We start from the raw sequence: 26,179 nt of genomic DNA on the forward strand, positions 1-26,179 counted from the left end.
ATGACGCTCATGTATCACGCAATGTTTATTTAAATCATGTTGTTATAGAAGACTTAGTAAGCACCTGCAGAATAGGTCAACTCATAACTATGACTGTAAATTTCCAAGATATTGCCAAACGGATCTTCCATGTAAATCATGCGGTAAGGCTTTTCACCAGGATAGTAATAGCGCGGACGCTCCATGCGACGTTTACCGCCGGCTGCGACAATTTTGTCAGCTAACTCCTCAACGTTTGGATCTTGTACACAAAAATGGAAGATACCCGTCTTCCAGTATTCAAAGTTATTTTCTGGGTTTTGCTGATTAACAAACTGGAATATCTCTACACCAATGCGGTCGCCTGTCGACAAATGGGCTATTTTAAATCGCTCCCAACCAGCACCAAAGACGTCGGTACACATTTCACCAATGGCGCTATCATCTTCAACGATTTCGGTTGGCTTCATGATTAAATACCAACCTAAAACTTCAGTATAAAACTTAACGGCTTTTTCTAAATCGGGTACCGAAATACCAATGTGCGAAAACGTACGAGGAAAAGTGGACATAATATGGTCTCCAATAAAAAGATGGCTAAAGTATAGCCAAGCCCCATAAATTGACACGTTGCGGATACGCTGATTACCGAAAAAGACGATAAAATTGGCCTAGAGCGCCTATGGCACTGGCATTTTGCTATTTTCGGACTAGTCTTGAACTACCCAATATAGGTTTGCCATAGGGTATTGTTATGATCCTTCCTACACCAATTTCTATGTTGTGCAAGCAGTTAACTTGCTGTCTGCTCGCTATAGTCATTGCCGTTATCTCTACCAACACAGCTAAAGCAGAGGCAGAAGATGGCGAAGTAATGCGCACCGATGCCGATCCCACGCTACGCGCTTGGGGTAAGGAATACCCTTTGTATGTTGACATGTATATGCAAATGCAAGATACCAGCAAACCAACCGAATATGGTGGCAATACGCCCTACAGTAAGCTTATTCGCTACCCCCAATTAGTAGAGCTTTGGGCTGGATATGCCTTTGCACATGATTTCAATGAAGAGCGTGGCCATTACTATAGTCAAATCGATCAATATGAAACCAAGCGTAACGACAAACAATTTTTAAATGAGCGGGGGTTAACCAAATTTAAAGGTCAGCCAGGCGCCTGTATGAATTGCCATAGTGGTTGGGTACCTGAGCTTATAAGAGAACTGGGCTGGGCCAACTTCAATCGCACCCCTTATTGGGATATCGTCAGCAAACTTAAGAAAGATCATGGCGAAGGCATTCATGGTTCAGAGCTCGGTAGTACATGCGCCGACTGTCATAACGCCGATGATATGAGTTTACGAGTTACCCGCCCTGCATATATCAATGCGATGGCAGGTAGAGGCTACGAGACCGATCCTCGCTTTGGCTTAAAAGCGACTCAGCAGGAAATGCGAGATCATGTATGCAAGCAATGTCATGTTGAATACTATTTTTTAGGTGAAGATAAAATACTGACCTTCCCTTGGGCCAATTGGCCGAAAGATAAGCCACTGAAAATCGAAATGATTGAAGCCTATTATGACAATGCCTATGAAACCGGTGCTTTTAAAGCCGATTGGACACACGCGACAACCAAAGCACCGATGTTAAAAATGCAACATCCCGAAGCAGAAATGACTTCAAGCGGTCGTCATACCCGTGATGGCGTAAGTTGCGTCGATTGTCACATGCCAGTCATTGAACGTGGTGGCGAAAAAGTCACCGACCACACCATTGACTCACCATTAAATGACCTAATTGCGTGTAAGAGTTGTCATGCGCATGAGTCTCAATCTGAAAAAGACATTCGTAAAATGGTATCCGATGTTCAGCGCCATACAGCAAGCGAGCTGAAAAATGCTGAACTGGCGATTTTGGCATTGATTAATGATATTAAAGAAGTACGCTCAGAACTTGCACAGCACTCGCAATTTAAAAACATTAACAAAGAAGATGAAAAGCAAGCGGCTATTTCAACCGCGATTGAACCGGCACTGATGATGCATCGTCGCGCCAGTATGCGTTGGGACTATGTTAGTGCTGAAAACTCTACCGGTGTACATAGCCCTCGAGAAGCATGGCGAGTACTCGATGATGCCGAAGATTTAGCCCGCCAAGGCCAGTTATTGCTCAATGAAGCAGCAGCCAAATACGATGTACAGTTTCGCATGACATCGCAAGGGCCGATACCTGCGCCACCACCAGTGCTTCATCCTGGTAATATCGTTGGCTCTATGCCTCCAGAGATCACCGTCAGCGCCGACGATCAATGTGCAGTCCCTGAATAAAACGATGCCCGACAACATACAAAGGTTACTCATATGAAAACTTGGATCCCAGTCAAAGAATTTAGTCCGACCAATCGTGTCGTGCATCATATTTCGGCTGTTATGTTTATTGGTGCGTTACTGCTAATGGCCTATGATCAGCTGTTTGGTTCCTCTGACGCCATGTTACTTCATCAGTCGTTTGGGGTGATTGTTTTTATTTTATATTTCGGGCGAATCGTACTGATGGCTTGGTTTGGCAAGCCTGAGGCACTTGGTACGCAAATGGAGCAATTTCTTGCTCATATGGCCCACTTGGCACTTTACGGTATTCTACTGCTCATGCCCTTGTCTGGTTTACTGATTAATGTGGCTCGGGCTCGGGACACGTCCGTTTTTGGCTTATTTTCTATTCCTGGTTTAGCTGAACGAAATATGGACTTGTACCTGATCGCTCTAGATGTTCATTCTTTTTTGCAGTGGGTGTGTTACTTATTATTATTTGCCCATGTTGGTGCATCATTATTCCACCATTTCGTATTAAAAGATGACACCTTAAAACGCATGTGGGGGAAAATCGATTAGTTGGGGCAATAGATAACCTTACAGGTGTACTAGCACGCTTGCTCGATCCGTTTTTTTGAGGGTGTTAACCACAAGCAGAAATGAATTATCAATCATTCTCTCTATTTCTCCTTGTGCTATTGAGCCATCGATTATAACGGTATTCCATAGTCGCTTATTCATATGGTAGCCAGGAATGACTGCAGGAAATATATCACGCAGCATGATGGCTTCACTGGGCTCACATTTCAAGTTAAGCCACCAGCCACCTACTTGGTATGGTGACAAAGCCGTGATTTTGGTGCACGAGAGGAGCGCATAAACTTTACCTTTAACTTTATAAACTTCAACATCATTACCAAATGGAAAATCAATATAAGACATTGGCCTAGCCGATAAATATTGACGAATACTGTCTATATTTAATTCACAACGTATGTCAGCCAAAGTCGACCTCCTTGGATCTAACTATTCGTCATTAAAAAGAAATACAGCGCTAGTGCAGGTATCATTGGTTAATCACGATAGTACGGCTCTGAAATCAGTTCCAATTGAGAATCGAGCCATGTAAAAGCTTGCTGATAACCTTGTTGTAAGCCATCGAATTGACGCACGTTTAAATTATCCGCTCGTCGTGAAGCAATAAATTTGTTGGCATCATTGGCTCCTTGACAATGATAAATGACAATAGCTGTTGCAACTTGCTGTTCAAGCGAGGCTATGCTCAGTTTTGCCTCATAGGTTAACGAGTAATGGTTAATGCGGTTTATCAGCAAGGCAAACGGCTTATCAAAGGTCTCAACCCATAATTGATCCAAACGTTCACACATTTCAAGAGTAACTAACACGTTGTGATCTACAATGACTTCCGCCAAATGATCACTGTGAATAATCACTTGGGCAAAACTTAATCGGATTTTCATCATGTACGTTATACTCGGTAATCGCTATTCACTAACTGCAACTCTATCCAATTAAGCGCATTTTGCCGACCTAGTTGGTATGCGTTAAATATACGGACTGGAATATTGAGTTTGTTACTGAGCTCTGTAAAACGTTGCACTTGCACACTGGTGTGGGGCCAAAAGTGAACCAAAGCGATACCAACCACTCTTTTGGATAATGAAATTTTTTGTAAGATCTCATCATCAAAATCAGGGGTATTCACTAAATTGATGACAACACCATAAGGGCCGCTAAAGTGCTGCTTTATGCACTCGCGATATTCGTCATACTTGGCTGCAGTGATTAAAGTGTTGTTATCGGGAATAAGTTCCGCGATATCAGCAGATGTTTGATACACAAAACCAAAACTTAAAGTGTATTTCATAAAATGCCTCAGTGAGATAGTTTTAAAAATACACGCTAATCGATGTTATTTATGCGGAAATAACATCTACAAAAAACGTCACAGACAGCATACTACATGAGGCAGACAATTAAATACCATGTAAGGCAGACAGTGAAATGTTAGCGCAGTTTTTTTATTTATTTACGCTAAGCGTAGAGTATAGAAATCAAAAAATCGAGAAAAAAATGATGATTTTTTGTTAAAAATTGGTAGCGCTTACATTGCGTGCTGACTCGAACGATTGCTTGTTCTACTTTAATTGCCTGTTACATCGTGGCAGAATGAAAAAAAATCAAATGGACGGTTTCATGAGAGCATTCGCAGTATTGCTATGCCTACTAAGCATTAATATGGTTAATGCCAACGATAAAGCACAGCAAATATTTCAAGATTTAGCTCCTGCGCTATTTCAAATTCGCTTAATCGATAAAGCCACGTCGGAAAAATCGAGTATCGGCTCTGGCTTTCAAATTAATAGCTACGGCCACATTGCTACCAACTATCACGTTATCTCTGGTTACGCACAACATCCGGAAAAATATCTCATTGAGTATGAAGATCACCTCGGTAACAAAGGCCAGTTACACTTGAAAACCGTTGATGTGATTAACGACCTTGCTATTGTTGTTAAGCAAGATAACATTGGTGAACAACACTTCACCCTTGCCGAGCATATTCCAGAAAAAGGAGAGGAATTATACTCATTAGGCAACCCTCATGATCTCGGTATGATCGTTGTCCCGGGAACTTACAATGGCCTGAAAAAAGAATCATTTAATGAGCGGATTCATTTTACCGGTTCCGTTAACCCTGGAATGAGTGGTGGCCCGGTCGTTAATAAAGCCGGTGAAGTTATCGGCATTAATGTTGCTACGTCTGGAAATCAAATTGGTTTTCTTATTCCCCATAGTAAACTGATCAACTTAATCGCTAAGTTTGATGAGCAGGTGAGCCTATCGTATACCCAGCAAATTAACCAACAACTACATCAATATCAGAGTCACTTATTCAGTACGTTATTAAGTCATGACTGGCCGTTAAAGAAGTTTGCCAACGCGTTGATCCCTGATACCGGTGTCAACTTTATCCGCTGCTGGGGTAACTCTAATGCAGATCGCCCAGACGAATTAATATTTAAAGCCGTTACCAATTGCCAAATGGAAGAGTACGTTTATTTATCTGATACCTTAACAACGGGCAATATTGATATGGAGTTTCACTATTTTGATGCGGATCAACTCGGTGCCAATCGCTTTTATCAATTGTACCAAGGCTATATTAGCGGCGCAGGTCCTGGAAACAGCGCCAGCAAAGAGGATGTAACTGAGTTTGCATGCCAACATGACATAGTCGAGTCGGCATCTGTAGCCATTCGTAACAAAGCGATTCTATGTGTGCGCGCATACAAAAAGTACCAAGGCTTATACGACATTATGTACTTGTCGGCTTCGGTGGATAAAACCAACTCGGCAATAGTAGGCCATTACACACTTGCAGGCGTAAACAAGGACTTCGCGCAAGCCTTCAATCAACGCTTTATGGAGGCTGTAAAATGGAACTAATTATTGAAGAAATCAGCCGAGGTAAAAAAATCAAAAACCGTCATAAGTTTGCCACGGACGAGGTGCACATTGGTCGTGGTTTTCAAAATGATATTATCTTATCCGACCCACACGTTTGCTCTGAGCACTTAAATTTAAGATTTGAGCACGGTCAGTGGTTAATGCAAGATATGCAATCGGTTAATGGCACGCAGCTAGATAACAAGCAGCCAGTTGTCGGTTGGCAGCCAGTGCAATCTGGTGACATAGTTCACCTTGGCAAAACCCGCCTACGACTATTTTTTGCCAATCACCCTGTCGCGAAAAGCGTGGCATTTACCAAAGTCGAACGCTTCGTTGAGCGCCTCGGTAGCCTATCTTGGGTGATCGCCATGGTTGCAATCTTTGCGCTGATCACTTTTGCCCTAAATTATTTACAAATCGCTGTACGAGATGTCAATTATGGGCAACTGACAGAGACTACAATTTACACAACCTTAGCTTATGCGATGTGGCCACTGTTATGTTCATTAATGGCATTTATGAACAAAAATGAAGCCCGGGTAGGTAGCCAACTAGGAGTGAGCTTTTTTATTCTCAATTTATTTTGGCTGATCGATTTTGCCGATCGCTTTTTAGCATTTAACAGCTCTAGTCTGTGGCAATGGGGCTGGCTCACCAATTCACTCTATATTGTCACCACCTTTATGTTGTTTTGGTTTAACCTTTATATCGCTTTTTCACAATCAAACAAGCGACGAAGCAAGGTTGCGGCATTATTAACACTGCTTATTTACGGTGGTTTATACCTTAATGACTTAACTCAACAACCAGAATTTAATGCCTATCCAAGCTACGATAGCACGATTATGATGCCATCGCTGTCGATAAAGCCCGCGGCTGATAGTGCGCAATTTAATAACAATACTGACCAGTTGTTCGAACAAGTTAGTAAAGCAAGCCAGCAACCAAAAGCTGACGCTAATAAGCAATAGCGCTGTAATCCTGGCGTGTTTTGATACGAAAAACGTATTTCAAGACGGGGTAGCTAATAACGAAAAAGCCCGAACTATGTTGTTCGGGCTTTTGTAAAAATATAGCTGATGCTTAAGGTTTGGGGATAAAACCAACAGCCTCATTAACAGATGCCAATACCTTGCTGGCACGAGCCGATGCTTTTTCAGCACCTTCACGCATAACTTGATCTAAGAATCCTTGATCTTGGCGGTATTCATGGAATTTTTGTTGAATCGGCTGCAACATTGCTACCACAGCTTCTGCTACATCGCCTTTTAAGTGACCATACATTTTATCTTCGTACTTAGGCACTAAAGACTCAATGCTTTCACCAGTAGCACACGACAATAAGCTCAGTAGGTTCGATACGCCTGGTTTTTCTTCTACGTTATAGTAAATACGAGCTAATTCATCAGAGTCGGTTACCGCGCGTTTGATTTTCTTAGTGATCTTCTTCGGATCTTCCAATAAACCAATAAAATTACCTGGATTATCATCTGACTTAGACATCTTTTTCTGTGGGTCAAGTAAACTCATCACTCGAGCACCTGTTTCCGGGATGTACGGATCTGGTACTTGGAAGGTATCGCCGTAAATGTTATTAAAACGGGTTGCAATATCACGAGCTAATTCAAGATGTTGCTTTTGATCTTCGCCTACCGGCACGCGATTGGCGTTGTATAATAAGATGTCTGCAGCCATTAATACTGGGTAGGTAAATAGACCTGCATTGATATCTGCACCCGCCCTGCTCGACTTATCTTTAAATTGAGTCATGCGGTTAAGCTCGCCCATTTGCGTGTAACAATTAAGGACCCAAGCAAGTTGGCTATGCTCTGGTACATGTGACTGAACAAAAATGGTACTTTTATTGTGATCAACGCCACAGGCCAAATATAGTGCTAAGCCATCTAAAACGGCTTTGCGCAACGCGACAGGATCTTGACGCACTGTGATGGCGTGTAGGTCAACCAATGAATAATAACACTGGTGATCATCCTGCATTCCAACCCATTGACGCAATGCGCCTAGATAATTACCAATAGTCAGCTCACCCGATGGCTGACAACCACTTAAAACAACTGGCTTAGTCATGCGATTCCTTAGTTATTGAAATTACCATTATCAATGCTGGCGAGTTGCTCGCGCATCGCATCAATAACAGCCTTATAATCTGGTTGAGAAAAAATAGCTGAGCCAGCAACAAACATATCGGCGCCCGCCTCGGCTATCTGTTTTATATTATCGACCTTCACACCACCGTCTATTTCAAGACGAATGTTGTATCCGCTGGCATCAATCTTAGCTCGAACTTGGCGAAGTTTATCAAATGTCGTCTCGATAAAGCTTTGCCCACCAAAGCCAGGATTCACAGACATCAATAAAATAACATCCAGCTTATCCATAACATAATCAAGCACGTGTAATGGTGTTGCTGGGTTCAGTACCAATCCAGCCTTGCAACCATACGATTTGATTAGCTGTAACGTTCGGTCGACATGTTCGCTGGCCTCTGGATGGAAAGTAATGATACTCGCCCCGGCTTCAGCAAACATTGGAATTAAACTATCAACGGGCTTCACCATTAAATGCACGTCGATTGGCGCTTGAATACCATAATCACGTAATGCTTTACATACCATAGGGCCGATCGTTAAATTCGGAACATAATGATTATCCATTACATCAAAATGAACGATATCAGCACCTGCCGCCAAGACCTTAGCGACATCCTCACCGAGCCGAGCAAAATCTGCCGACAGTATTGAGGGAGCAATTAAAAACGATGATTTTTCAGACATGACTGGCGTGCCTCGGAGTCAACTCTTATAAGCTCCATACTTTAGCAAATTTGTCGCCATAAGTAGAACTCACAATCAATAAAATGGCTAAATTTTATCATTAGTTGCTTAATATCTCTGGCCGTTAGTGCACAAAAAAAGACCATCCCGCACCAAAAGCGAGCAAGATTTAACCAGAGGTAAGAATTTTATTGTTTCCAATATTTAGAAACCCCGTTACGAAAAGGGCTAGAAGCCGGTTATCACTTTTTGGCATCACCTTTGCAATCAACCCTTAGTAGGTGAATAACATTAATAAACTATTAAGACAGGTGGGAAAATATGAAAATTGCTTTTAAGAAAACTTTACTGGCAACCAGTTTGGCACTAACCAGCTTTGTTAGCATCGCAGACGATCTTGGTGAGAACTGGAGCGCTAATGTCGGCTTAGTATCACAATATTTCTTCCGTGGTATCGCGCAAACAGAAACCGCTTCAGCAAGCGCTGGTTTAGATTATGAGTATGACGGTATCTATGTTGGCACTTGGGTTGCTGATGTACAAGATGGTTTGGAAATAGATATTTACGCTGGTTATGGTTATGAGACCGAAGGGGGCTTAGGTTTGAGTATTGGTGCTACGACCTACCAATATACTGGCTTATTTGACTCAGCTTACAATGAACTAAATTTAGGGGCGAGCTACAGCTTTCTTTCTCTTGAGTACAGTGTTGGTACTCACGAAGACGATGAAGAAATAGGTATTGAAGAGTCAGACTATGACTTTATCGCGCTTACTGCCGAATATGAAGGTTTCTACGCAACCGTGGGTAGCTGGGGTAAAGACTTTGACGGTGATTACTTTGAAGTCGGCTACGGTACCGAGGTTGGAGGTTTTGATGTTGGCGTATCACTCATTAAAAACTCAGAAGAGCTTGATGTTGAAACATTCGATGGTGAAGATTCATTAGTGTTTAGTATCGGCAAAACTTTTTAATCTCGGTTATCGCCGATAACAAAAATGATAACACATTAACGACTGCATTCCTCCATTCATTAGGCAGCACTGCGCTGCCTTTTTCATGTCTTTACTTTACAAATCATTTGCCGTTAACTAAAACAAGTCTATTCATAAAATACACATGCACATAAGCCAAACGGTAAACATCAACACCGAGGTAATGATTAGGAGTAGGAACATGCCAGCGAATGCTAAAAACACATTAACGCTCAAACAACTGTTGGCAAGCATTTTAGCGGCACTAATAGGCGTACAAAGTGATGCTTACCGACAACGAGACTTTCGCCAAGGAAAATTAAGCCACTTTATCATCGCTGGAATTATTGCGGTGACGGTATTTGTATTAGCGCTAGTTTTCGTTGTTAATGTGGTATTGAGGGTTAGCCAATAATCAGGGCTATTGTGGTTTATATAAAGCTAGTAGTTCAGCCACTTTATTGCGTTTACTGCCCTTTTGGCTGATGGTGCGAGCCACATCCACCGTTTTTAATATATCGGCATGCTCGTAAATCTTGCGCGTCCAAATGGTATCGTGATTTGATATCAACACGGTTACGTTTTTTTCACGGGTTACTTCTTCGGCAGCATTGGCTAAGTCAGCCTGCTCATCTAAGCCAAAGCCATTGCCGGCATAACTAGTGAAGCTTGCAGTTTTACTTAAAGGTACATAAGGTGGATCACAATAAATGACATCGCCATCTTCAGCGCGAGCAAATGTTTGTCGATAGCCTTCACAGACAAAATCCGTAACTTGGGCTTTCGCAGCAAACGCGTTTAACTCCTTCTCTGGAAAATATGGTCGTTTGTATTTACCAAAAGGAACGTTATAGCCACCTTTGCTGTTATAACGGCACAATCCATTATAGCCATGGCGATTCATATATAAAAACAATAAGCTACGCTGGTACGGATCTTGGCTAGCGTTAAATTGAGCACGGAGCTGATAATAACAGTCAGCATCATTATATTCTGCATTGAACAATGCTCTTGCGTCGCTAATAAATTTCTCAGGGGTTTGCTGTAATGTTTTATACAGATTAATTAAATCTTTATTAATGTCATTAAGTAGATAACGCTGATACTTGGTATTAAGAAATACCGACCCTGCTCCAGCAAATGGCTCGATTAGACGTTTACCTCGGGGGAGCATATTGGCAATGGTATCACTTAATGTATATTTACCACCGGCCCATTTTAGGAAGGCGCGTTGCTTTTGCATTATGTTATCGTTCTTGTGTTGCTATGCCCGGTGGCGAAAAAGGATTAAGGCGCAATCGCTTGCTGTAACTGCTGTTCAGTTATGTTATCAAAAATTTCAGCTTTGCCAATAGCCGTCGGTACAATGAAACGAAGTTTACCAGCGAGATTTTTTTTATCGCGTGCCATGTGCTGTAAATACGCAGCTAACGTCATATCCTCAGGGCCAGCTGTTGGCAAATCGAAAAAGCTAATTAGCGATGTCACTCGGTCAACATCTGCTTGCGTTAGAAAGCCCAAATACCGAGCTAAGCGCGCAGCCTGAACCATACCTACAGAAACCGCTTCACCGTGCAGCCAAACACCATAACCTTGCTCTGCTTCAATCGCATGCCCAAAGGTGTGGCCTAAATTCAATAACGCACGTACGCCTGATTCTTTTTCATCAGCGGCAACAATATCGGCTTTCGCTTGGCAACAGCGTTGGACCATTTCAATCATCACATCTGAGCGTTGTTGCTTAATTGCCTGCTTATTTTCTTCTAACCAAGAAAAAAACTCTACATCACCCAAAATACCGTATTTGATGACCTCAGCCATGCCTGCAGCAAACTCTCTGTTGGGTAGCGTTTTCAAGGTATCGATATCAATGACTACCGCCTGAGGTTGATAAAATGCACCAATCATATTCTTACCCAGAGGATGATTGACAGCAGTTTTACCACCAACTGAAGAATCGACTTGCGACAGTAACGTTGTTGGCACTTGAATAAAATTAATACCGCGTTGATAACAAGCTGCTACGAATCCAGTTAAATCTCCGATAACACCACCACCGAGCGCAATCAATGTTGTATCTCGGCCATGCTGGTGCTTAAGCATATGAGCAATGACATACTCAAAGTTAGCGAGATTTTTTTCAGATTCACCATCGGCAAGCACAACAACATCAATTTCTAAACCAGGCAATTGATGTTGCAGAGACTGTAAATAGAGTGTGTTAACGACATCATTGGTAATAATAACAACACGCTTACCATTGATGTGGGAAAGGATTGGGCTACTATCGCTTAGCAGCCCTGAGTCGATATAGATAGGGTAACTTCTAGAGTCAAGTTGTACTATCAAATCGGGCATTGAATTTAGAAATCCAATTTTTCAATGATTTTATTGGCGACAACCTTCGCACTTTGATCATCAGTTTGCACAACAATGTCAGCGATCTCTTCATATAAAGGATTACGCTCTTGTGCAAGTCTCTCTAAAACCGAGCGAGAGTCTTCATCAGTTTGCAGTAGTGGACGACGGCGATCACGCTGAGTGCGGGCTACTTGTTTGTCGATTGTGGTCTCTAAATACACCACAATACCGCGCGCTGATAGACGATTACGGATTAGGTCGCTGATTACTGAACCACCACCCGTTGCTAATACGATACCTTGTAATTCGGTAAGGTCATCGATGACGGTTTCTTCGCGCTTTCTAAACCCTTCTTCGCCTTCCAAATCAAAAACCCATGAAATATCAGCACCGGTACGGCGCTCTATTTCCTGGTCTGAATCATAAAATTCCAGGTGTAGTTTGTCAGCGATTTCTCTGCCAATTGTGCTTTTACCTGCCCCCATAGGGCCGATCAGGAAGATGTTACGTTTTTCTGCCATGAGCTTATTACTACTCGAAATATTGATAAGTTAACGATTTTGAGGACGCTCCTCGACGAAATTAAGGGCGCAATTATCGCAGTAATATTAGATAAAATGCAAGCACCTGTTTTAAAAAAACGCAACTCAACCTACAACAAGGCAAGCTTGTTGCAGGTGACAGCCATTGCATTTACATGCCGTTAACCTAATAGGTTAAAGGTTTTCTGTTACAATTCGCGGTGTAACAAAGATAAGCAATTCTTTTTTCTCGTTAAATTCATTAGCTGTGCGGAACAACCAACCAATATATGGAATATCCCCTAGTACCGGTACCTTAGAAACGGCATTGATAATCTGTTGCTGGTAAATACCACCTAGTACAATCGTTTCACCATTGTTCACCAATACTTGGGTACCGATTTCTTGGGTATCAATTGCTGTCGCCAAACCGGTTCCTGTAGAAACCGTATCACCACGGGTATCTTGGGTAATAACCAAATCAAGAATAATGCGGTTATCTGGAGTGATTTGCGGTGTCACTCGTAACCCTAAAATTGCCTTTTTAAAAGTTACCGATGTTGCTCCACTCGATGCAGCTTGAACAAAAGGAATTTCCGTACCTTGTTCAATATACGCTTCTTTTTGATTCGATGTGGTAATACGCGGGCTGGCAATGATTTCCCCCTTATTCTCTTGCTCCATTGCCGATAGCTCAAGATCTAAGATCGTACCATCGGCAAGGCGAGCTACCTGAAAGGCAATACTGCCGGCAGGATCCGCAACAGGTAAATTAACATTTAGGCGCTCATCAATCGATGGGATTATACCGCCATTAGCAAGGTCTGCACCTTCTAAGCTACCTGCTGATGCGGTATCGCTACCATTGGATGTCATGCCCCAACGAATACCTAAATCTTCACTGATATTATCTTTCACCGTTACCATTCGAGATTCAATCACAACTTGGCGAATTGGAATATCTAAGACGTTGATCATGCGCTTAACATCATCAATGCTTTTCGCGGTATCACGAATTAATAAGGTATTGGTGCGATCATCAACGGTAACACTACCTCGATCTGATAACAGGCTTGTGCCTTCATTTTTTAGTAGCGATGCAAAGTCAGTCGCTTTAGCGTAGTTAATTTGTATATACTCTGCGTATAGCGGCGCCAATTCTGATACTTGCTGTTGAGCTTGCAGTTCTTTCGCTTCGCGCGCCATTAACTCTTCATTCGGGGCAATCATCAGTATGTTGCCATCTAAACGCTTTCCTAAACCTTTGACCTTAAGAATGATATCAAGAGCCTGATCCCAAGGCACACCATCAAGACGCAAGGTAATATTACCGTTTACCGTATCGCTGGTTACTAAGTTAAAGCCATTATAGTCGGCAATAATCTGCAATACGGTACGGATCGGGATGTCTTGGAAGTTTAATGAGATGGCTTTACCATTAAACTCTTTGCCATCTTCCATGTAACTTTTTTTCTCTTCTTGCTCTTTTATTGTTAAGGAGAAGATATTATCAATTTGGTCGTGCTCGAATTGGAATGCCTTACTGGTTTCAATCTCCAACCGTGCATTATTGCCTTCTTTAAACGTTTCGATACTCTTAACCAATGTACCAAAATCAGTCACATCAAGTTTGTACAACAACTCGTCCATAATGGCGGTGTTGTAAAACTCGACATTTATCTTGCCTAGCTTATCGGTAACATCAACGGCAGACTTATTATCATCAAGAAACACCAGTACTTGCCCGGCACTCCCCTCGCCTTTACGAAAATCGATGGCTTGAATACCATTAATAAAGCTACTGGTGTCAACTTTAGAGTCTGGCTTATCAAAGGTTGACATGCTATTTAACAATATTACGAACTTTCCTTCGATAATATCGGTTTGATATAGCTTTAATTCATCAAGATAAATCGTCGCTTTAACCTGACCGCCACCTTTTTGCACATCGATATATTTAACACCAGCATGGTTTACTTGAGTTTTAGCTAATGGCTCAATAAACGAATCTGCGTTAAATACGACTTCGATTCGTGCCGGCTCCGCATAAGTTTTTACAACGGGTTGATTACTCAATGGATGATCAAAACCGAAGGTGAATTCAATTTCATCAGCGAGCAATGTATTGTAGTAAATGTCATTTAATTGACCCGCAGCAAAACTTGGCATGGCAGCTAAGGTAATGGCACCAGCAACAAAACCGTTAAACAGCACCTTTTTAACGGGTGCTAACACATGGCTATTGAAAAACTTCAAACTGATCATTAATTCCTTTGCCCCTTAAACTCTGTATCAATCATTGCTACCGTGGTCTCACGCTCAACCCAACAGCCTGCGCCATCAGGAATAAGCTCAACGATAATGATTTCTTCGTCTGCAACGCTGATAATTCGGCCATTATATAGCCCTAAATAACTGCCAATAGACACGCGGTGTAACGCATTGTCTCCGGATTCGACTAACGCCCACAATATCCCCTCTTCGCCAAGCGTGCCACGCATACTCAGAGTATCTAAGGCAAACTTTTCAAGTGGTTGTTTGCGGCGCCTCGGGTCTGGGTGTAAACAATCTGAAACTTGCTGCATCTTCTCCTGAATCGCTTCAGGCTTAGGTGCAACAAACGGGCTACGTAACGCAAACGCTGAATAATCGAAATGATTAAACTCGTGAATCGCAGGCATTGGCTTTATACGACTTGGTGTAGACGCTTTTACTTTATCTATATGGGCCTGTAAGTCTGTCTTGTCATCAAAACACCCTACTAGCAACAGCAGGGGCAAATATCGTAGTAAACGCATTACTCTGCTGTCTCCCTATACTTGTATGTTTTCGCCTGCAAGGTTAAGGTCAACGACCCCTCGTTTCCTTTTTTGTTGGCGTTGGTAATAGAAAAATCATGTAACGTAACAATTCGTGGCAACCCTGAGATCTTACTTACGAACTCACCAAAGTCGTGGTATGTTCCGCTAACTTGCACTTCGATCGGCAACTCAACGTAAAATTTTTGCTGTATTTCAGGTTGCCAATTTAGCTTTTTAAAATCCAACCTTGAGGTGGTGCCAACAAAGGTTATATCATCAAGCAAACCAGGGGTTTCATGACTCTCTGGAAGACGCTTAATTTGATTAGCAAACATCTCTTCGGCTTCTTCCATTTGATCACGGAACAACTCTAGGTTGGCAGAAACAAAGTACTTAGCTTCATAATCGGATTTTAGTTTTTGCTCCTGGGCAATTTCACGATCAAGCTCGGTAATTTTATCGCTGACCAAAATAAAGTAAGCGACGTAGCCGATGAACAACACCAAAACGACCGAGAGAATTATTTTTGCCGTTTTCGGCCACTGACCAATATTATTGAGGTCTAAGTCGTTTAATTCATTTAAATCAATATTCATTATCGACGACCTCCCTTCGCTGTCAGAGAATCGGCTTGCAATAAACCTTGAATGCGCAATGACATCTTAAAATCACTCAATAACTTACTGTCTTTACCGCTACTGCTAATAAATTGCAGCTCGGCATCAGCAAGCAGTGCAGAACTTTGCACTTCACGGATCATATTGGCTAAGTGGTTATTCGATTCGCTCTTACCTTCAAGCAACAATTGGTTGTCTTGTTTGGTTAACCGAGTTAAATACACCCCTGATGGCACAATTTTCGCGATTTCATCTAACACTTGAGTACCAACGTTACGACTTTTTTGTAGCTGCTCAATCAATGACATACGCTGAATAAGGTCGCGCTTTTTCTCTTCTAAGGTTTTTATTTCAGCAATACGCGCGTCGAGAATGCGAATTTCATTGGTCAAAAATTGGTTACGGGCACGTTGGCCATCAATTTTCGCTTGATAGTACTGGGCAAATAAAAACACACACAAGAAGGTTACAAGCGTTAAAAATAGCAACAGAGAAAAGAATTGTTTTTGCCTTAAGCGCTGTGCTTCTTCACGCCAAGGCAATAAATTTATATGTGGCATGGCGAAAAACTCCTCATCGCCAAACCTGTCGCCACCATTAATTGCGGTGCAACAAGCGCGAGTTCATCTTCATCAATATGCTGACTTATCAACATATCTTGAAATGGATTAGCAATAACTGCATGAATACCTAATTCAGCAGACAATAGCTCTTGAATATTTTCTAGTCCGGCTGTACCACCAGAAAGAACTAGATAGTCGAGTTTTTCTTTACCACTAAAGGTTAGGTACATTTGGATGGCACGACGTATCTGTTGAATCAACGTTGTTTGGAATGGGGCTAATACTTCAAATGTATAGGTTGGTGGCAATTCGCCAGCAATCTTTTCTTTTTCAGCTTCTTCAAACGACTTATTGTAATAAGAGACGATTGAGCGGGTGTATTGTTCTGAGCCAAACAACTGATCACGGCTGTAGATGTTGGTTTCCGATTCAACAACGGTAAACAGGGTCATGGTTGCGCCAATATCGATAAATGCGACCGTTTTATCGGCGATATCGTCCGGTAACGAAGATAGACACAAATCAGCAGCGCGACTTAATGCGTATGATTCAACATCGACCACTTTCGCCTTAAACCCCCCGGCATCAAGCGCTGCGACACGCGCTTCAACGGTGTCTTTTCGAGCAGCACTCAGCAATACGTTAACCTTACTTGGATCTGATTCATTGACGTCAAGCTTTTCAAAATCCAGACTCACTTCATCTAACGGGTATGGAATCAAACTGTCGGCTTCGATTTCAATTTGGCTGGCCAACTCATCGTCATTGAGGGACACATCCATGTAAATAAGCTTGGTAATAACGGTAGAGCCAGAAATAGCTACGGCGGCATTTTGTACGGAGGATACGACGCGCTTGCGTAGTTTGCGGATAATATTGCTAACCGCTTCGATATCTTGAATTTTGCGATCTACAACAACACCTTTGGGGATAGGCTCGACAGCATAAGCCTCAAGATGATAGCCATCTTTATCTTCACTGATTAATACTGCTTTGGCGGCATGCGAACCTATGTCTATGCCAACCATTTTAGTAGCGTTCTTATTCCATAGCTTACTAAGCATATCTTCCCATCAATTATTATTGTTATTTTAACTACGCTAACATTAAATCATATTATCGCTAAAAATACATTTATTACAGCGCTAATGTCGTTATACTGATAATATTAATCACAGTCTTTGAGAAATGGTAGTATTTTTGTGCAAATTTTCAAAAGGTTAGTCAAATTATTGGCAGCCCTTATGTTACTTGGCTTACTCACAGTAGGAGCATTGTATCTATACGTAAAAGACGATTTGCCGAGTGTTGAGGTATTGCGAGATATACAATTGCAAATCCCAATGCAAATTTATTCTGCCGAGGGTAAACTGATATCCCAGTACGGTACTAAGCGTCGTATTCCGGTTAAATTAGAAGACATGCCGGACAAACTTATTCAAGCGTTTCTCGCTACCGAAGACAATCGTTTCTATGAGCACTTTGGCGTTGACCCTATCGGTATGTTCCGCGCCGCATTTTTATGGGTAAGTACCGGTGAAATACAAGGTGGTGCGAGTACCATCACCATGCAAACCGCACGTAATTTCTTTTTAACCAGAGAGCAAAAAATTACCCGCAAGATACGAGAAATATTCATCTCGCTCCATATGGAGAGGCTACTCAGCAAGGACCAAATATTAGAGCTGTATTTAAATAAAATTGAGCTAAGTCATCGTGCGTTTGGTGTAGGTGCTGCAGCGCAAGTCTATTACGGCAAGCAACTTGATGAATTAACTCTTGGGGAAATTGCGGTTATCGCCGGCTTACCGAAAGCGCCAAGCACCTATAACCCGATTAGTAATCCCAAGCGCGCCAAGTTTCGTCGCACAACAGTGCTACAGCGTATGTTAGTAAGTGGTTACATCACCCAAGAAGAATTTAATCAAGCTAATAGTGAAGAAATCCACACTAAAAGACATGGTGTCGACATTCAGTTAAGCGCACCATATGTTGCCGAAATGGCCAATAAAAAAGTGCTTGAAATGTATGGTAGTGACTACGCTTACACCAAAGGTTTAAAAGTATATACAACCGTGCAATCTGAGCTACAAGTTGCGGCTCGAGATGCTGTGGTCAACAACATTTACGCCTACGATCAACGCCATGGCTACCGTGGACCTGTGCAATACTTGTGGTTAGCCGCAAAAGATAAAGTTATCACACTTAACAAAGCTAAAGACTACAAAGACGCCGAGGAGCTAGAATCATTTAAGCAAATGATCAATGCCCTTCCCGAGCTACCCGTTAGCAAAGATCGACAACTTGAAGCCATATCAGCGGTAGAGGCTTTCCGTGATTTACAGGCTGCATTAGTTATCAATGTTGCCGAAAAGAGCGCAGACATTATGACCACGAGTGGTGAGATGCTCACTCTTGATTGGGATGGATTGAAATGGGCACGTCGATTTATTGACGATAAAACACAAGGCCGGGCACCAACTAAGGCCGCAGATGTGGTACTCAGTGGTGAAGTTATTCTGATTCGCCCACTCAATGCGGACAGTTGGCAACTCAGTCAAGTTCCGGAGGTTTCAGCAGGTCTAGTCGCCATATCACCAGATAACGGTGCCATATTAGCCAGTATCGGGGGCTATAGTTTTAAGCAAAGTCAATTTAACCGTATTACCCAAGCTAATCGTCAGGTTGGTTCAAATATTAAACCGTTTGTTTATTCTGCCGCATTAAAACATGGTTATACGTTAGCATCGATCGTTAATGATGCGCCCATTAACCAATGGGATAAAAGCTCGGGTTTTGTTTGGCGTCCTAAAAATTCACCTGCCGTTTATGAAGGTCCACTGACGGTCAGAACAGGTTTAGCAAAGTCGAAAAACGTTATGTCAGTGAGGTTACTAAGAGGCATTAAAATCAATAACCTTATTGATCACCTGATAAAATTTGGCATCGATCGCAGCGCTTTACCAAAGAACGAATCGATAGCGTTAGGATCACCGTCTTTTACACCGTTACAAGTGGTTACCGGCTATTCTGCCTTTGCTAACCAAGGTTTTTTAATAGCACCATACATTATTGAGCGTATCGAAGATGCTAATGGTGAAATACTATATCAAGCTGAACCAAAGATAGCCTGCTTAGAGTGTGAGCAAGCGCAATTGCAGTATGCTAGTGATTTCGATCCCAATAGCCAAATCGATGTCAACTTACTCACTAAGCCAGTGGCACCACGTATTTTATCACGTGGTAATGCGTTTTTAGTCACCGAAGCGATGAACAGCGTGATTTGGGGTGGCGGTGGCGACTGGTCGAAAGGCACCGGCTGGAGCGGTACAGGTTGGCGCGCAAAAGCGCTTAAACGTCGTGATATCGCTGGCAAAACAGGAACAACTAACGAGTCTAAAGATGCTTGGTTTACAGGCTTTAGCCGACACCTAGCCGCAAGCAGCTGGATAGGCTTTGACGATCCGAGTCGTAACCTTGGTCGTACTCGTGTGAACCGAAATATGGGCAAGAAACAAACTGCGGGCGCTGAAGCTGGTGCTAACGCCGCTCAGCCTGCTTGGATTGCCTTTATGCAACAAGCGCTAACACAGTATCCTTATGCACCATTTCCTCGTCCCGATGATATTGTTTCAATAAGAATTGATAAAAAAACAGGTAAGCGTACCAATAAAACCGATTCAAGCACTCGTTTTGAATATTTTATTCAAGGGACTGAACCACAAGAATGGGTCGTTGAAGACAATATTGAAGAAATTTTACAGCCGGAATTAAGTCCAAGTGAGGAAGAAATATTCTAAGCCAGCTCCGACTTGCTCAGCATCCGCAGCGTTGATTTAAATGAAAACGCCGACCTAGAACCTTCATCTAGGGCGAGTTTTATCAGCATCACATGCTACGCTGCTGCAATTGCTTGGTTGCACCTTTAAACCAGTGAAAATGTTTATCTTAAATGAGCCTTCAAGCAACTCTTGTATGCTCGGTTGAGGTTGTGTTTTTATATCGAGTGACCACTTTCAAGCAAAATCGTCTATGCTTTTTTAACATAAACAACAAAAATGCTTGGAGTGGCAATGGACCCGGTAGAAACAACAGAACCCATTGAAAATATTGAGAGTATGGTCGTACAAAGCGTGCAAGGTCATCTCGATGCCTTTATTCAATGGTTAATGAGTTTTTCCGTGACCTTAGTCGCTGCATTCGTCGTTTTATGGATTTCTTTTTGGCTTGTTAAACGCATTCTCAACTTTTTAGATGCAGCAATGACTCGACGAAAAGTTGAGATCACCCTACATAAATTCTTACTCAACATTATTAGTCTCGCTTTAAAAGCGATTTGCTTGATTATCTTTGCCTCAATGATTGGCGTTGAGACGGCATCTCTGATTGCTTTGCTTGGTGCGGCGGGCTTAGCGGTTGGTTTAGCGATACAAGGTAGTTTAGCGAACTTCGCCGGCGGTATTATCATTCTCTTCTTCCGTCCATTTAAAGCTGGTGATGTTATTCAAGCGCAAGGCTTTACCGGTAAAATTGAAGAGATTCAGATCTTTAATACAATACTCATCACCTTTGATAACCGAAAGATATTCATTCCTAATGGCATGCTATCTAACGGCTGTTTAATTAATGACTTTGCGCACCCTACACGACGCGTCGACATGCGTTTTGGCGTGAGTTATAGCGATTCCATTCCGCATGTGCGACAAGTAATCAGCAGTGTACTCGATGCCGATGAACGAATTCTAAAAACACCACCCCCTGACATATTCGTCGTTGAACATGGCGCGAGCTCGGTCAATTTTGTGGTTCGCCCATGGGTAAGGACAGAAGATTATTGGCCTGTTTATTTTTCGGTCCATGAAGAACTTAAATTAGCATTTGATAAAGAAGGGATTAGTATTCCTTTCCCACAAACAGATGTACATATTATTGCGCAACCAAATAACAGCATCACAAATGCCCCACCTTCGCCATAGGTTCAGTGCGGGGCAACAAAAACCCGCACGAAAATTACATCTTGGTGACAGTTTTTTCAAAGGCACTACGTATAATAGCTCCCGAATGATTTTTCATTCGTTTTCTCTCCCTGAGATATCCCTTTTTATTTTGCCCTACAATCTTGTAGGGCTTTTTTTTATCTGCGAAAATGTCGCATCGACAGCAAATTATTTACTTGCATGAAAAAATCCATCTATAGCCTCATTTTACTATCCCTTTCAGTAACAAGCGCAACCGTAGCTAATGAACAGCAAAACAACGACTTGGTCAATGCTTTTGCTGAGCAACATCAACAGCTAATGCCTAAAGTTGCTGTTGCTGATATGTATGCCGGATGCCTGTTGGCAAAACAACAAACTCCGCCGTCGATGGCTGAATTGATTTTAAAGACCGATAAAAAAGAGTTGGCGGACAACCTTATCAACTGCTTAGGCGATAGTTCGCTCGCATCGGATGTTGCCCTTAATAGTGGAATCCGCGCCTGCTTTTTAGATCAAATGAGCAACCTTGAAGCTGACCAGCGCCAGCAAAACATGCAACAAGTTGAAGCAGCGATCACACAGCTCCCTCGTGCTGAGCGACAAAAAAGTTTCACTCAATGTGTCAATAACCAAACGCTCAAATATCTGTCGCCAACGACACCATAGTTAGCTGATATTAAGGTAATAAACGTGATACAAGATAAGCAGGTTATTCGCCTAACCAAACTGTTGGCTAGATGCTTGAATTCACCCATAAGATTGCTAACATATCGCCTTTATCATTCTTATGCTGTTTACCGTTTACTATGCTGAATAAAAACTTCATCACTAACTTTACTGCGGCAATGATCACCTTATTGGGCTATGTCATTGCTAACGATTTATTGTTTTGGGTTGGCGTGTTTGCTTTATCAGGTGCAATAACCAATACCTTAGCTGTGCACATGCTATTTGAAAAAATACCTTTTCTCTATGGGTCTGGTGTTATTCCCGCACGATTTGAAGATTTTAAGCTAGGTATTCGTGAATTGATGATGAATCAATTCTTTACCAATGAAAATATCGATCGATTTTTGACTGAGCAAAATGGTGACGGTTTACAAATCGATCTTGCGCCAGTAATCGAGCAGGTTGATTTAGAACCCGCCTTTGACTCGTTAGTTAACACTATCGAACAATCGTCATTTGCTAGTATGTTAGCGATGCTTGGCGGGCGCGAAGCATTATTACCTTTAAAACAGCCCTTTATTGAAAAAATGCAACGCTATTTACTTAAGCTAAGTAACAACGAACAGTTAACCAACGCCGTAAAACAACAGCTTGAGCAACCTAAAGTGCTCGACACGGTGCGTGAGAAGGTTGCTGCGATTATCGATAAGCGCTTAGATGAATTAACGCCACAGTTGGTCAAGCAAATAATTCAAGATATGATCCGCAAGCACCTCGGCTGGCTAGTGGTTTGGGGTGGTGTGTTTGGTGGTTTGATTGGCTTAATCAGCAGTTATATCATCACCCTGTAATAGTGAGCTAACATTAGCGCTACAGGCATCCTTGAATGGTTTATTAAAAACACCATGAAAAGCTCGCATTCACCAACAAATTTTTCGATCTTTGCGGCTTAATTTTCATCGCTTTGTGGTATAGTCTAAGCGATTACTAACAACAGCTTATATTTGTTTTAACAAGCAATAAATAAAAGCAAATTTTCATACTGGGAAAACAACACTATGTTCGGTAACCTTTCAGCACTTCCGGCCGACCCTATCCTTGGTTTGTTGGCAAAATACAGACTTGATCAAAACCCTAAAAAAATAGACCTTGGCGTAGGTGTTTATAAAGATGAGCAAGGTCATACCGCAATTTTAGATTGCGTTAAAACCGCTGAAAAATTCCGTTTCGAAAACGAAGACACCAAAGTGTATATTGGCCCAACCGGTTCGCCGCTGTTTAACGAGAAAATGACCGAGTTGGTATTTGGTGAACATAAAGTGATCAGTGAAAACCGTGTACGTACGGTATCGGCGCCAGGCGGTACAGGTGCATTGCGCGTTGCAGCCGAGTTTATTCGTGCATGTAAAAGTGGCGCAACGATTTGGGTTAGCGATCCAACATGGGCAAACCATACGGGTCTGTTCCAAGCATCTGGACTCAACGTAAAAACCTACCCTTATTATGACTTTGAAAATAAAAACCTAAAATTTGACGAAATGAAAGCGACGTTAGCAACGGTTGCTGCTGACGACGTTGTGCTATTGCACGCATGCTGTCACAATCCAAGCGGTATGGATTTGAATCAACAGCAATGGCAAGAAATTGTTGAGCTCACCAAGCAACAAGGTTTTACCCCTCTTATTGACATGGCCTACCAAGGCTTTGGTGATGGCTTAGATGACGACGCATACGGCGTTCGCTTAATGGCAGACAACGTTGATGAGATGATCCTAGCAAGCTCTTGTTCAAAAAACTTTGGTTTATATCGTGAACGCATCGGTGCCTGTTCAATTATTGGTAAAGATGTGGCAACAACAGACATCGCCAACTCAGTATTATTAAGTGTGGTACGTTGTATTTATTCTATGCCGCCAGCACACGGTGCCGCAATTGTTGAAACCATCCTTAATTCAACTGAATTAACTGGCCAATGGCATCAAGAGTTGGCAGAAATGCGTAACCGCATTAATGGTAACCGCCAGTTGTTAGTTGATAAGTTACTCGAACAAGGCGTAGCACGTGACTTTAGCTTTATTACTGAGCAAAAAGGCATGTTCTCCTTCCTAGGTATTACCCCAGAACAAGTGCAACGCTTGCAAGATGAATTCAGCATCTACATGGTCGGCTCAAGCCGTATGAGTATTGCAGGCATTGCTAAGTCAAATGTTGACTACTTAGCGCAGAGTATCGCTAAGGTTCTATAAAGATTATCCTTTATTGCTAAAAAAGCTTCTTTCGAGAAGCTTTTTTTATGTCCGTAATGGGCGTCGGGTCAGGACTATCTATAGATAAAAAACACATCTTGATTGTTAATTGACCAACACTGAAATTGCCGTTAAGTTAGAATTTCCAATAATAAGAATAACGGTACCTTTATGGCAAACAGCAGTCATCATAGCAATACCGATGAGCGTAACGAGCACATTAAAGTAAACATCAATGGCGAGTTAGTGGATCGCCATCAAGCCAAAATTTCGGTGTTTGATTCTGGCTTTATTTTAGGTGATGGAGTGTGGGAAGGTCTGCGCCTACATCATGGTAAATTACCTTTCATCGACAAACATATGCGTCGTTTATTCGATGGTGCCAAAGCGCTCGATTTGGACATAGGTATTAGCAAAGAAGAATTAGTCGAACGGATCTTACAAACCTGCCATGTCAATGATATGAGCGATGATGTACATATTCGGGTGATGGTATCGCGCGGTGTAAAATCGACACCGTATCAAGATCCACGCGTTACCATTTCATCAGCAACCATCGTTATTATTCCCGAGTATAAACAGCCCGCAGCACAAACATTAGCAGCGGGATTAAATTTATACACAGTGTATGTGCGCCGTGGTGCGCCCGATGTGCAAGATCAAAAACTTAACACTCATTCCAAGCTCAATTGTATTTTTGCCTGCATTCAAGCCACCAAAGCGGGTGCTGATGAGGCTCTGATGCTAGATCCACACGGCTTTGTGTCAACGTGTAACTCAACACATTTCTTTATTGTCCGCGATAATGAGGTATGGACTTCGACCGGTGACTACTGTCTTGCCGGTATTACTCGAAGTAACGTCATCAACCTTTGCCGGCAAATAGGCATAAAGGTTCATCAAAAAAACTTTACTCTCGCTGACGTCTATGCGGCGGATGAAGCCTTTGTGACTGGTACATTTGCCGGCGTCACCCCAGTCAACTCGGTAGATGGTCGCAACATTGGCGACTTCGCAGAGCATGGTAAAGGTGAAATGGTAAGTCGCCTGCAACACGCATATCAACAGCTGATAAAAAATGAGTGCCGCTAATGGGCAAAATATAAGTGGAGGAATATCCTGCTATGACTCTCAATATTGCCATGTGGTCGGGGCCGCGCAATATCTCAACAGCAATGATGCGTTCATTTGAAAATCGCGACGACACCTGTGTTATTGATGAACCGTTTTACGGTTATTATCTAAAACAAACCGGTGCTGATCACCCTCTTGCAGAGCAAGTTATCGCCTCACAACCAACGCGCTGGCAAGACGTTAGCGCACAGTTAATCAGCAATAAGACACAACCAATATGCTATCAGAAGCTGATGACGCATCACATGCTCGATGATATTGACTTACAGTGGTGCAAGCAATTACGACATTGCTTTCTCATTCGCGATCCCAAACAGGTGATCCACTCCTACTTACAAAAAATGCCCAGCGTCTGTGATGACGATATTGGCATCATCAAGCAATGGCGGCTCTATCAGCAACTTGCTGACATCACCAAACAGCGTATGCCGATAATAGACAGTAACGACATACTCAAGGCTCCCAAGACCATGTTGCAAAAACTCTGTGAACAACTCGACATTCACTTTGATGAAAAGATGCTCAACTGGCCCAAGGGGAAACGCGATAGTGATGGCGTTTGGGCAAGTCACTGGTATAAAAATGTCGAAAATTCCACTGGCTTTAGTCGTTACAGCTATAGCGACACTTCGCTACCGAACGAATTAGGTGCGATGCTAGAGCGCAACAACGATTATTATCAGCAAATGTATGAAAAACGCATTAAAATATAGGCTAGCCATTTTTCCATTGGCTATTTTGCTTTAAAATA

27 protein-coding genes are annotated in these 26,179 nt (G+C 42.3%); 13 read left to right on the top strand and 14 right to left on the bottom strand.

Features of this window, described 5'->3' with window-relative positions:
- Nucleotides 1-53: 53 nt before the first annotated feature.
- Nucleotides 54-551, bottom strand: coding sequence for a lactoylglutathione lyase family protein (locus tag ACAX20_RS14105; protein WP_371187202.1), 498 nt, complete (start codon nt 549-551; stop codon nt 54-56).
- A gap of 182 nt (nt 552-733) precedes the next feature.
- On the opposite strand from ACAX20_RS14105, the gene ACAX20_RS14110 reads away from it, so the two are divergent.
- Together ACAX20_RS14110 and ACAX20_RS14115 are read left to right on the top strand one after the other, a co-directional pair.
- Nucleotides 734-2,308 (top strand): ammonia-forming cytochrome c nitrite reductase subunit c552, encoded by a 1,575-nt coding sequence (locus ACAX20_RS14110; RefSeq protein WP_371187204.1) that lies wholly within the window; start codon nt 734-736, stop codon nt 2,306-2,308.
- Nucleotides 2,309-2,341: 33 nt separating this feature from the next.
- Nucleotides 2,342-2,872 carry a cytochrome b gene (locus tag ACAX20_RS14115; protein WP_371187206.1) on the top strand — a complete coding sequence of 177 codons (531 nt, stop codon included), beginning with the start codon at nt 2,342-2,344 and terminating at the stop codon, nt 2,870-2,872.
- An 18-nt stretch (nt 2,873-2,890) separates the two neighbouring features.
- Here ACAX20_RS14115 and ACAX20_RS14120 read toward each other — a convergent pair whose 3' ends face one another.
- From ACAX20_RS14120 to ACAX20_RS14130, 3 genes are all read right to left on the bottom strand, one after another.
- Entirely contained in the window at nt 2,891-3,271 is a 381-nt protein-coding gene (locus ACAX20_RS14120) for an MmcQ/YjbR family DNA-binding protein (protein ID WP_371189664.1), read from the bottom strand.
- 95 nt (nt 3,272-3,366) lie between these two features.
- Nucleotides 3,367-3,777 (bottom strand): hypothetical protein, encoded by a 411-nt coding sequence (locus ACAX20_RS14125; RefSeq protein ID WP_371187208.1) that lies wholly within the window; start codon nt 3,775-3,777, stop codon nt 3,367-3,369.
- Between the two features lie 5 nt (nt 3,778-3,782).
- A complete protein-coding gene (locus ACAX20_RS14130; protein ID WP_371187210.1) occupies nt 3,783-4,181 on the bottom strand; it encodes a hypothetical protein in 399 nt (132 codons plus the stop codon).
- 329 nt (nt 4,182-4,510) lie between these two features.
- Between ACAX20_RS14130 and ACAX20_RS14135 the strand changes: the two genes are divergently transcribed.
- The gene (locus tag ACAX20_RS14135; protein WP_371187212.1) at nt 4,511-5,764 is read left to right on the top strand and encodes a serine protease; all 1,254 of its coding nucleotides are present in this window, start codon (nt 4,511-4,513) and stop codon (nt 5,762-5,764) included.
- The gene (locus tag ACAX20_RS14140) at nt 5,755-6,738 is read left to right on the top strand and encodes an FHA domain-containing protein (RefSeq protein ID WP_371187214.1); all 984 of its coding nucleotides are present in this window, start codon (nt 5,755-5,757) and stop codon (nt 6,736-6,738) included. The genes ACAX20_RS14135 and ACAX20_RS14140 overlap by 10 nt, the downstream gene beginning before the upstream one ends.
- Nucleotides 6,739-6,850: 112 nt before the next feature.
- Here the strand turns inward: ACAX20_RS14140 and trpS are convergent, their stop codons facing one another.
- Together trpS and rpe are read right to left on the bottom strand one after the other, a co-directional pair.
- Nucleotides 6,851-7,855: a tryptophan--tRNA ligase gene (trpS, locus tag ACAX20_RS14145; RefSeq protein ID WP_371187216.1), complete on the bottom strand. Its 1,005-nt coding sequence runs from the start codon at nt 7,853-7,855 to the stop codon at nt 6,851-6,853.
- An 8-nt stretch (nt 7,856-7,863) separates the two neighbouring features.
- A complete protein-coding gene (gene rpe / locus ACAX20_RS14150; RefSeq protein ID WP_371187218.1) occupies nt 7,864-8,562 on the bottom strand; it encodes a ribulose-phosphate 3-epimerase in 699 nt (232 codons plus the stop codon).
- 321 nt (nt 8,563-8,883) lie between these two features.
- Between rpe and ACAX20_RS14155 the strand changes: the two genes are divergently transcribed.
- Nucleotides 8,884-9,537 (top strand): TorF family putative porin, encoded by a 654-nt coding sequence (locus ACAX20_RS14155; protein WP_371187220.1) that lies wholly within the window; start codon nt 8,884-8,886, stop codon nt 9,535-9,537.
- A gap of 202 nt (nt 9,538-9,739) precedes the next feature.
- Complete coding sequence (locus ACAX20_RS14160) at nt 9,740-9,952, top strand: DUF2970 domain-containing protein (RefSeq protein ID WP_371187222.1); 213 nt, start codon at nt 9,740-9,742, stop codon at nt 9,950-9,952.
- Between the two features lie 6 nt (nt 9,953-9,958).
- Here the strand turns inward: ACAX20_RS14160 and ACAX20_RS14165 are convergent, their stop codons facing one another.
- The 8 genes from ACAX20_RS14165 to ACAX20_RS14200 form a co-directional block, all read right to left on the bottom strand.
- Entirely contained in the window at nt 9,959-10,780 is an 822-nt protein-coding gene (locus ACAX20_RS14165; RefSeq protein WP_371187224.1) for a Dam family site-specific DNA-(adenine-N6)-methyltransferase, read from the bottom strand.
- Between the two features lie 44 nt (nt 10,781-10,824).
- The gene (gene aroB / locus ACAX20_RS14170) at nt 10,825-11,895 is read right to left on the bottom strand and encodes a 3-dehydroquinate synthase (RefSeq protein ID WP_371187226.1); all 1,071 of its coding nucleotides are present in this window, start codon (nt 11,893-11,895) and stop codon (nt 10,825-10,827) included.
- A 5-nt stretch (nt 11,896-11,900) separates the two neighbouring features.
- Entirely contained in the window at nt 11,901-12,419 is a 519-nt protein-coding gene (gene aroK / locus ACAX20_RS14175) for a shikimate kinase AroK (protein WP_371187228.1), read from the bottom strand.
- A gap of 195 nt (nt 12,420-12,614) precedes the next feature.
- Complete coding sequence (locus ACAX20_RS14180; RefSeq protein ID WP_371187230.1) at nt 12,615-14,684, bottom strand: type IV pilus secretin PilQ; 2,070 nt, start codon at nt 14,682-14,684, stop codon at nt 12,615-12,617.
- A complete protein-coding gene (locus ACAX20_RS14185) occupies nt 14,684-15,217 on the bottom strand; it encodes a pilus assembly protein PilP (RefSeq protein ID WP_371187232.1) in 534 nt (177 codons plus the stop codon). Before ACAX20_RS14185 ends, ACAX20_RS14180 begins: the two co-directional genes overlap by 1 nt.
- A complete protein-coding gene (locus ACAX20_RS14190; RefSeq protein WP_371187234.1) occupies nt 15,217-15,816 on the bottom strand; it encodes a type 4a pilus biogenesis protein PilO in 600 nt (199 codons plus the stop codon). The genes ACAX20_RS14185 and ACAX20_RS14190 overlap by 1 nt, the downstream gene beginning before the upstream one ends.
- Nucleotides 15,816-16,397 (bottom strand): PilN domain-containing protein, encoded by a 582-nt coding sequence (locus ACAX20_RS14195; RefSeq protein WP_371187236.1) that lies wholly within the window; start codon nt 16,395-16,397, stop codon nt 15,816-15,818. Before ACAX20_RS14195 ends, ACAX20_RS14190 begins: the two co-directional genes overlap by 1 nt.
- Nucleotides 16,385-17,464: a pilus assembly protein PilM gene (locus ACAX20_RS14200; RefSeq protein ID WP_371187238.1), complete on the bottom strand. Its 1,080-nt coding sequence runs from the start codon at nt 17,462-17,464 to the stop codon at nt 16,385-16,387. Before ACAX20_RS14200 ends, ACAX20_RS14195 begins: the two co-directional genes overlap by 13 nt.
- A 138-nt stretch (nt 17,465-17,602) precedes the next feature.
- Here ACAX20_RS14200 and ACAX20_RS14205 point away from each other — a divergent pair, with 138 nt between their 5' ends.
- The 7 genes from ACAX20_RS14205 to ACAX20_RS14235 all read left to right on the top strand — a co-directional run bounded on the left by ACAX20_RS14205 (nt 17,603) and on the right by ACAX20_RS14235 (nt 26,141).
- The gene (locus ACAX20_RS14205) at nt 17,603-20,200 is read left to right on the top strand and encodes a penicillin-binding protein 1A (RefSeq protein WP_371187240.1); all 2,598 of its coding nucleotides are present in this window, start codon (nt 17,603-17,605) and stop codon (nt 20,198-20,200) included.
- A 273-nt stretch (nt 20,201-20,473) separates the two neighbouring features.
- The gene (locus ACAX20_RS14210; RefSeq protein WP_371187242.1) at nt 20,474-21,376 is read left to right on the top strand and encodes a mechanosensitive ion channel family protein; all 903 of its coding nucleotides are present in this window, start codon (nt 20,474-20,476) and stop codon (nt 21,374-21,376) included.
- Nucleotides 21,377-21,577: 201 nt separating this feature from the next.
- Nucleotides 21,578-22,045, top strand: coding sequence for a hypothetical protein (locus ACAX20_RS14215; protein ID WP_371187243.1), 468 nt, complete (start codon nt 21,578-21,580; stop codon nt 22,043-22,045).
- A 143-nt stretch (nt 22,046-22,188) separates the two neighbouring features.
- On the top strand, nt 22,189-22,899 hold the full coding sequence (locus ACAX20_RS14220; protein ID WP_371189665.1) for a DUF445 family protein: 711 nt from the start codon (nt 22,189-22,191) through the stop codon (nt 22,897-22,899).
- 207 nt (nt 22,900-23,106) lie between these two features.
- The gene (locus ACAX20_RS14225) at nt 23,107-24,294 is read left to right on the top strand and encodes an amino acid aminotransferase (RefSeq protein WP_371187245.1); all 1,188 of its coding nucleotides are present in this window, start codon (nt 23,107-23,109) and stop codon (nt 24,292-24,294) included.
- 171 nt (nt 24,295-24,465) lie between these two features.
- The gene (locus ACAX20_RS14230; RefSeq protein ID WP_371187247.1) at nt 24,466-25,386 is read left to right on the top strand and encodes an aminotransferase class IV; all 921 of its coding nucleotides are present in this window, start codon (nt 24,466-24,468) and stop codon (nt 25,384-25,386) included.
- Nucleotides 25,387-25,418: 32 nt separating this feature from the next.
- Nucleotides 25,419-26,141 (top strand): HAD family hydrolase, encoded by a 723-nt coding sequence (locus ACAX20_RS14235; protein ID WP_371187248.1) that lies wholly within the window; start codon nt 25,419-25,421, stop codon nt 26,139-26,141.
- Nucleotides 26,142-26,179 lie beyond the last annotated feature (38 nt).

This window comes from Thalassotalea sp. Sam97 (assembly GCF_041379765.1).
Taxonomy (GTDB): Bacteria; Pseudomonadota; Gammaproteobacteria; order Enterobacterales; family Alteromonadaceae; genus Thalassotalea_A; species Thalassotalea_A maritima.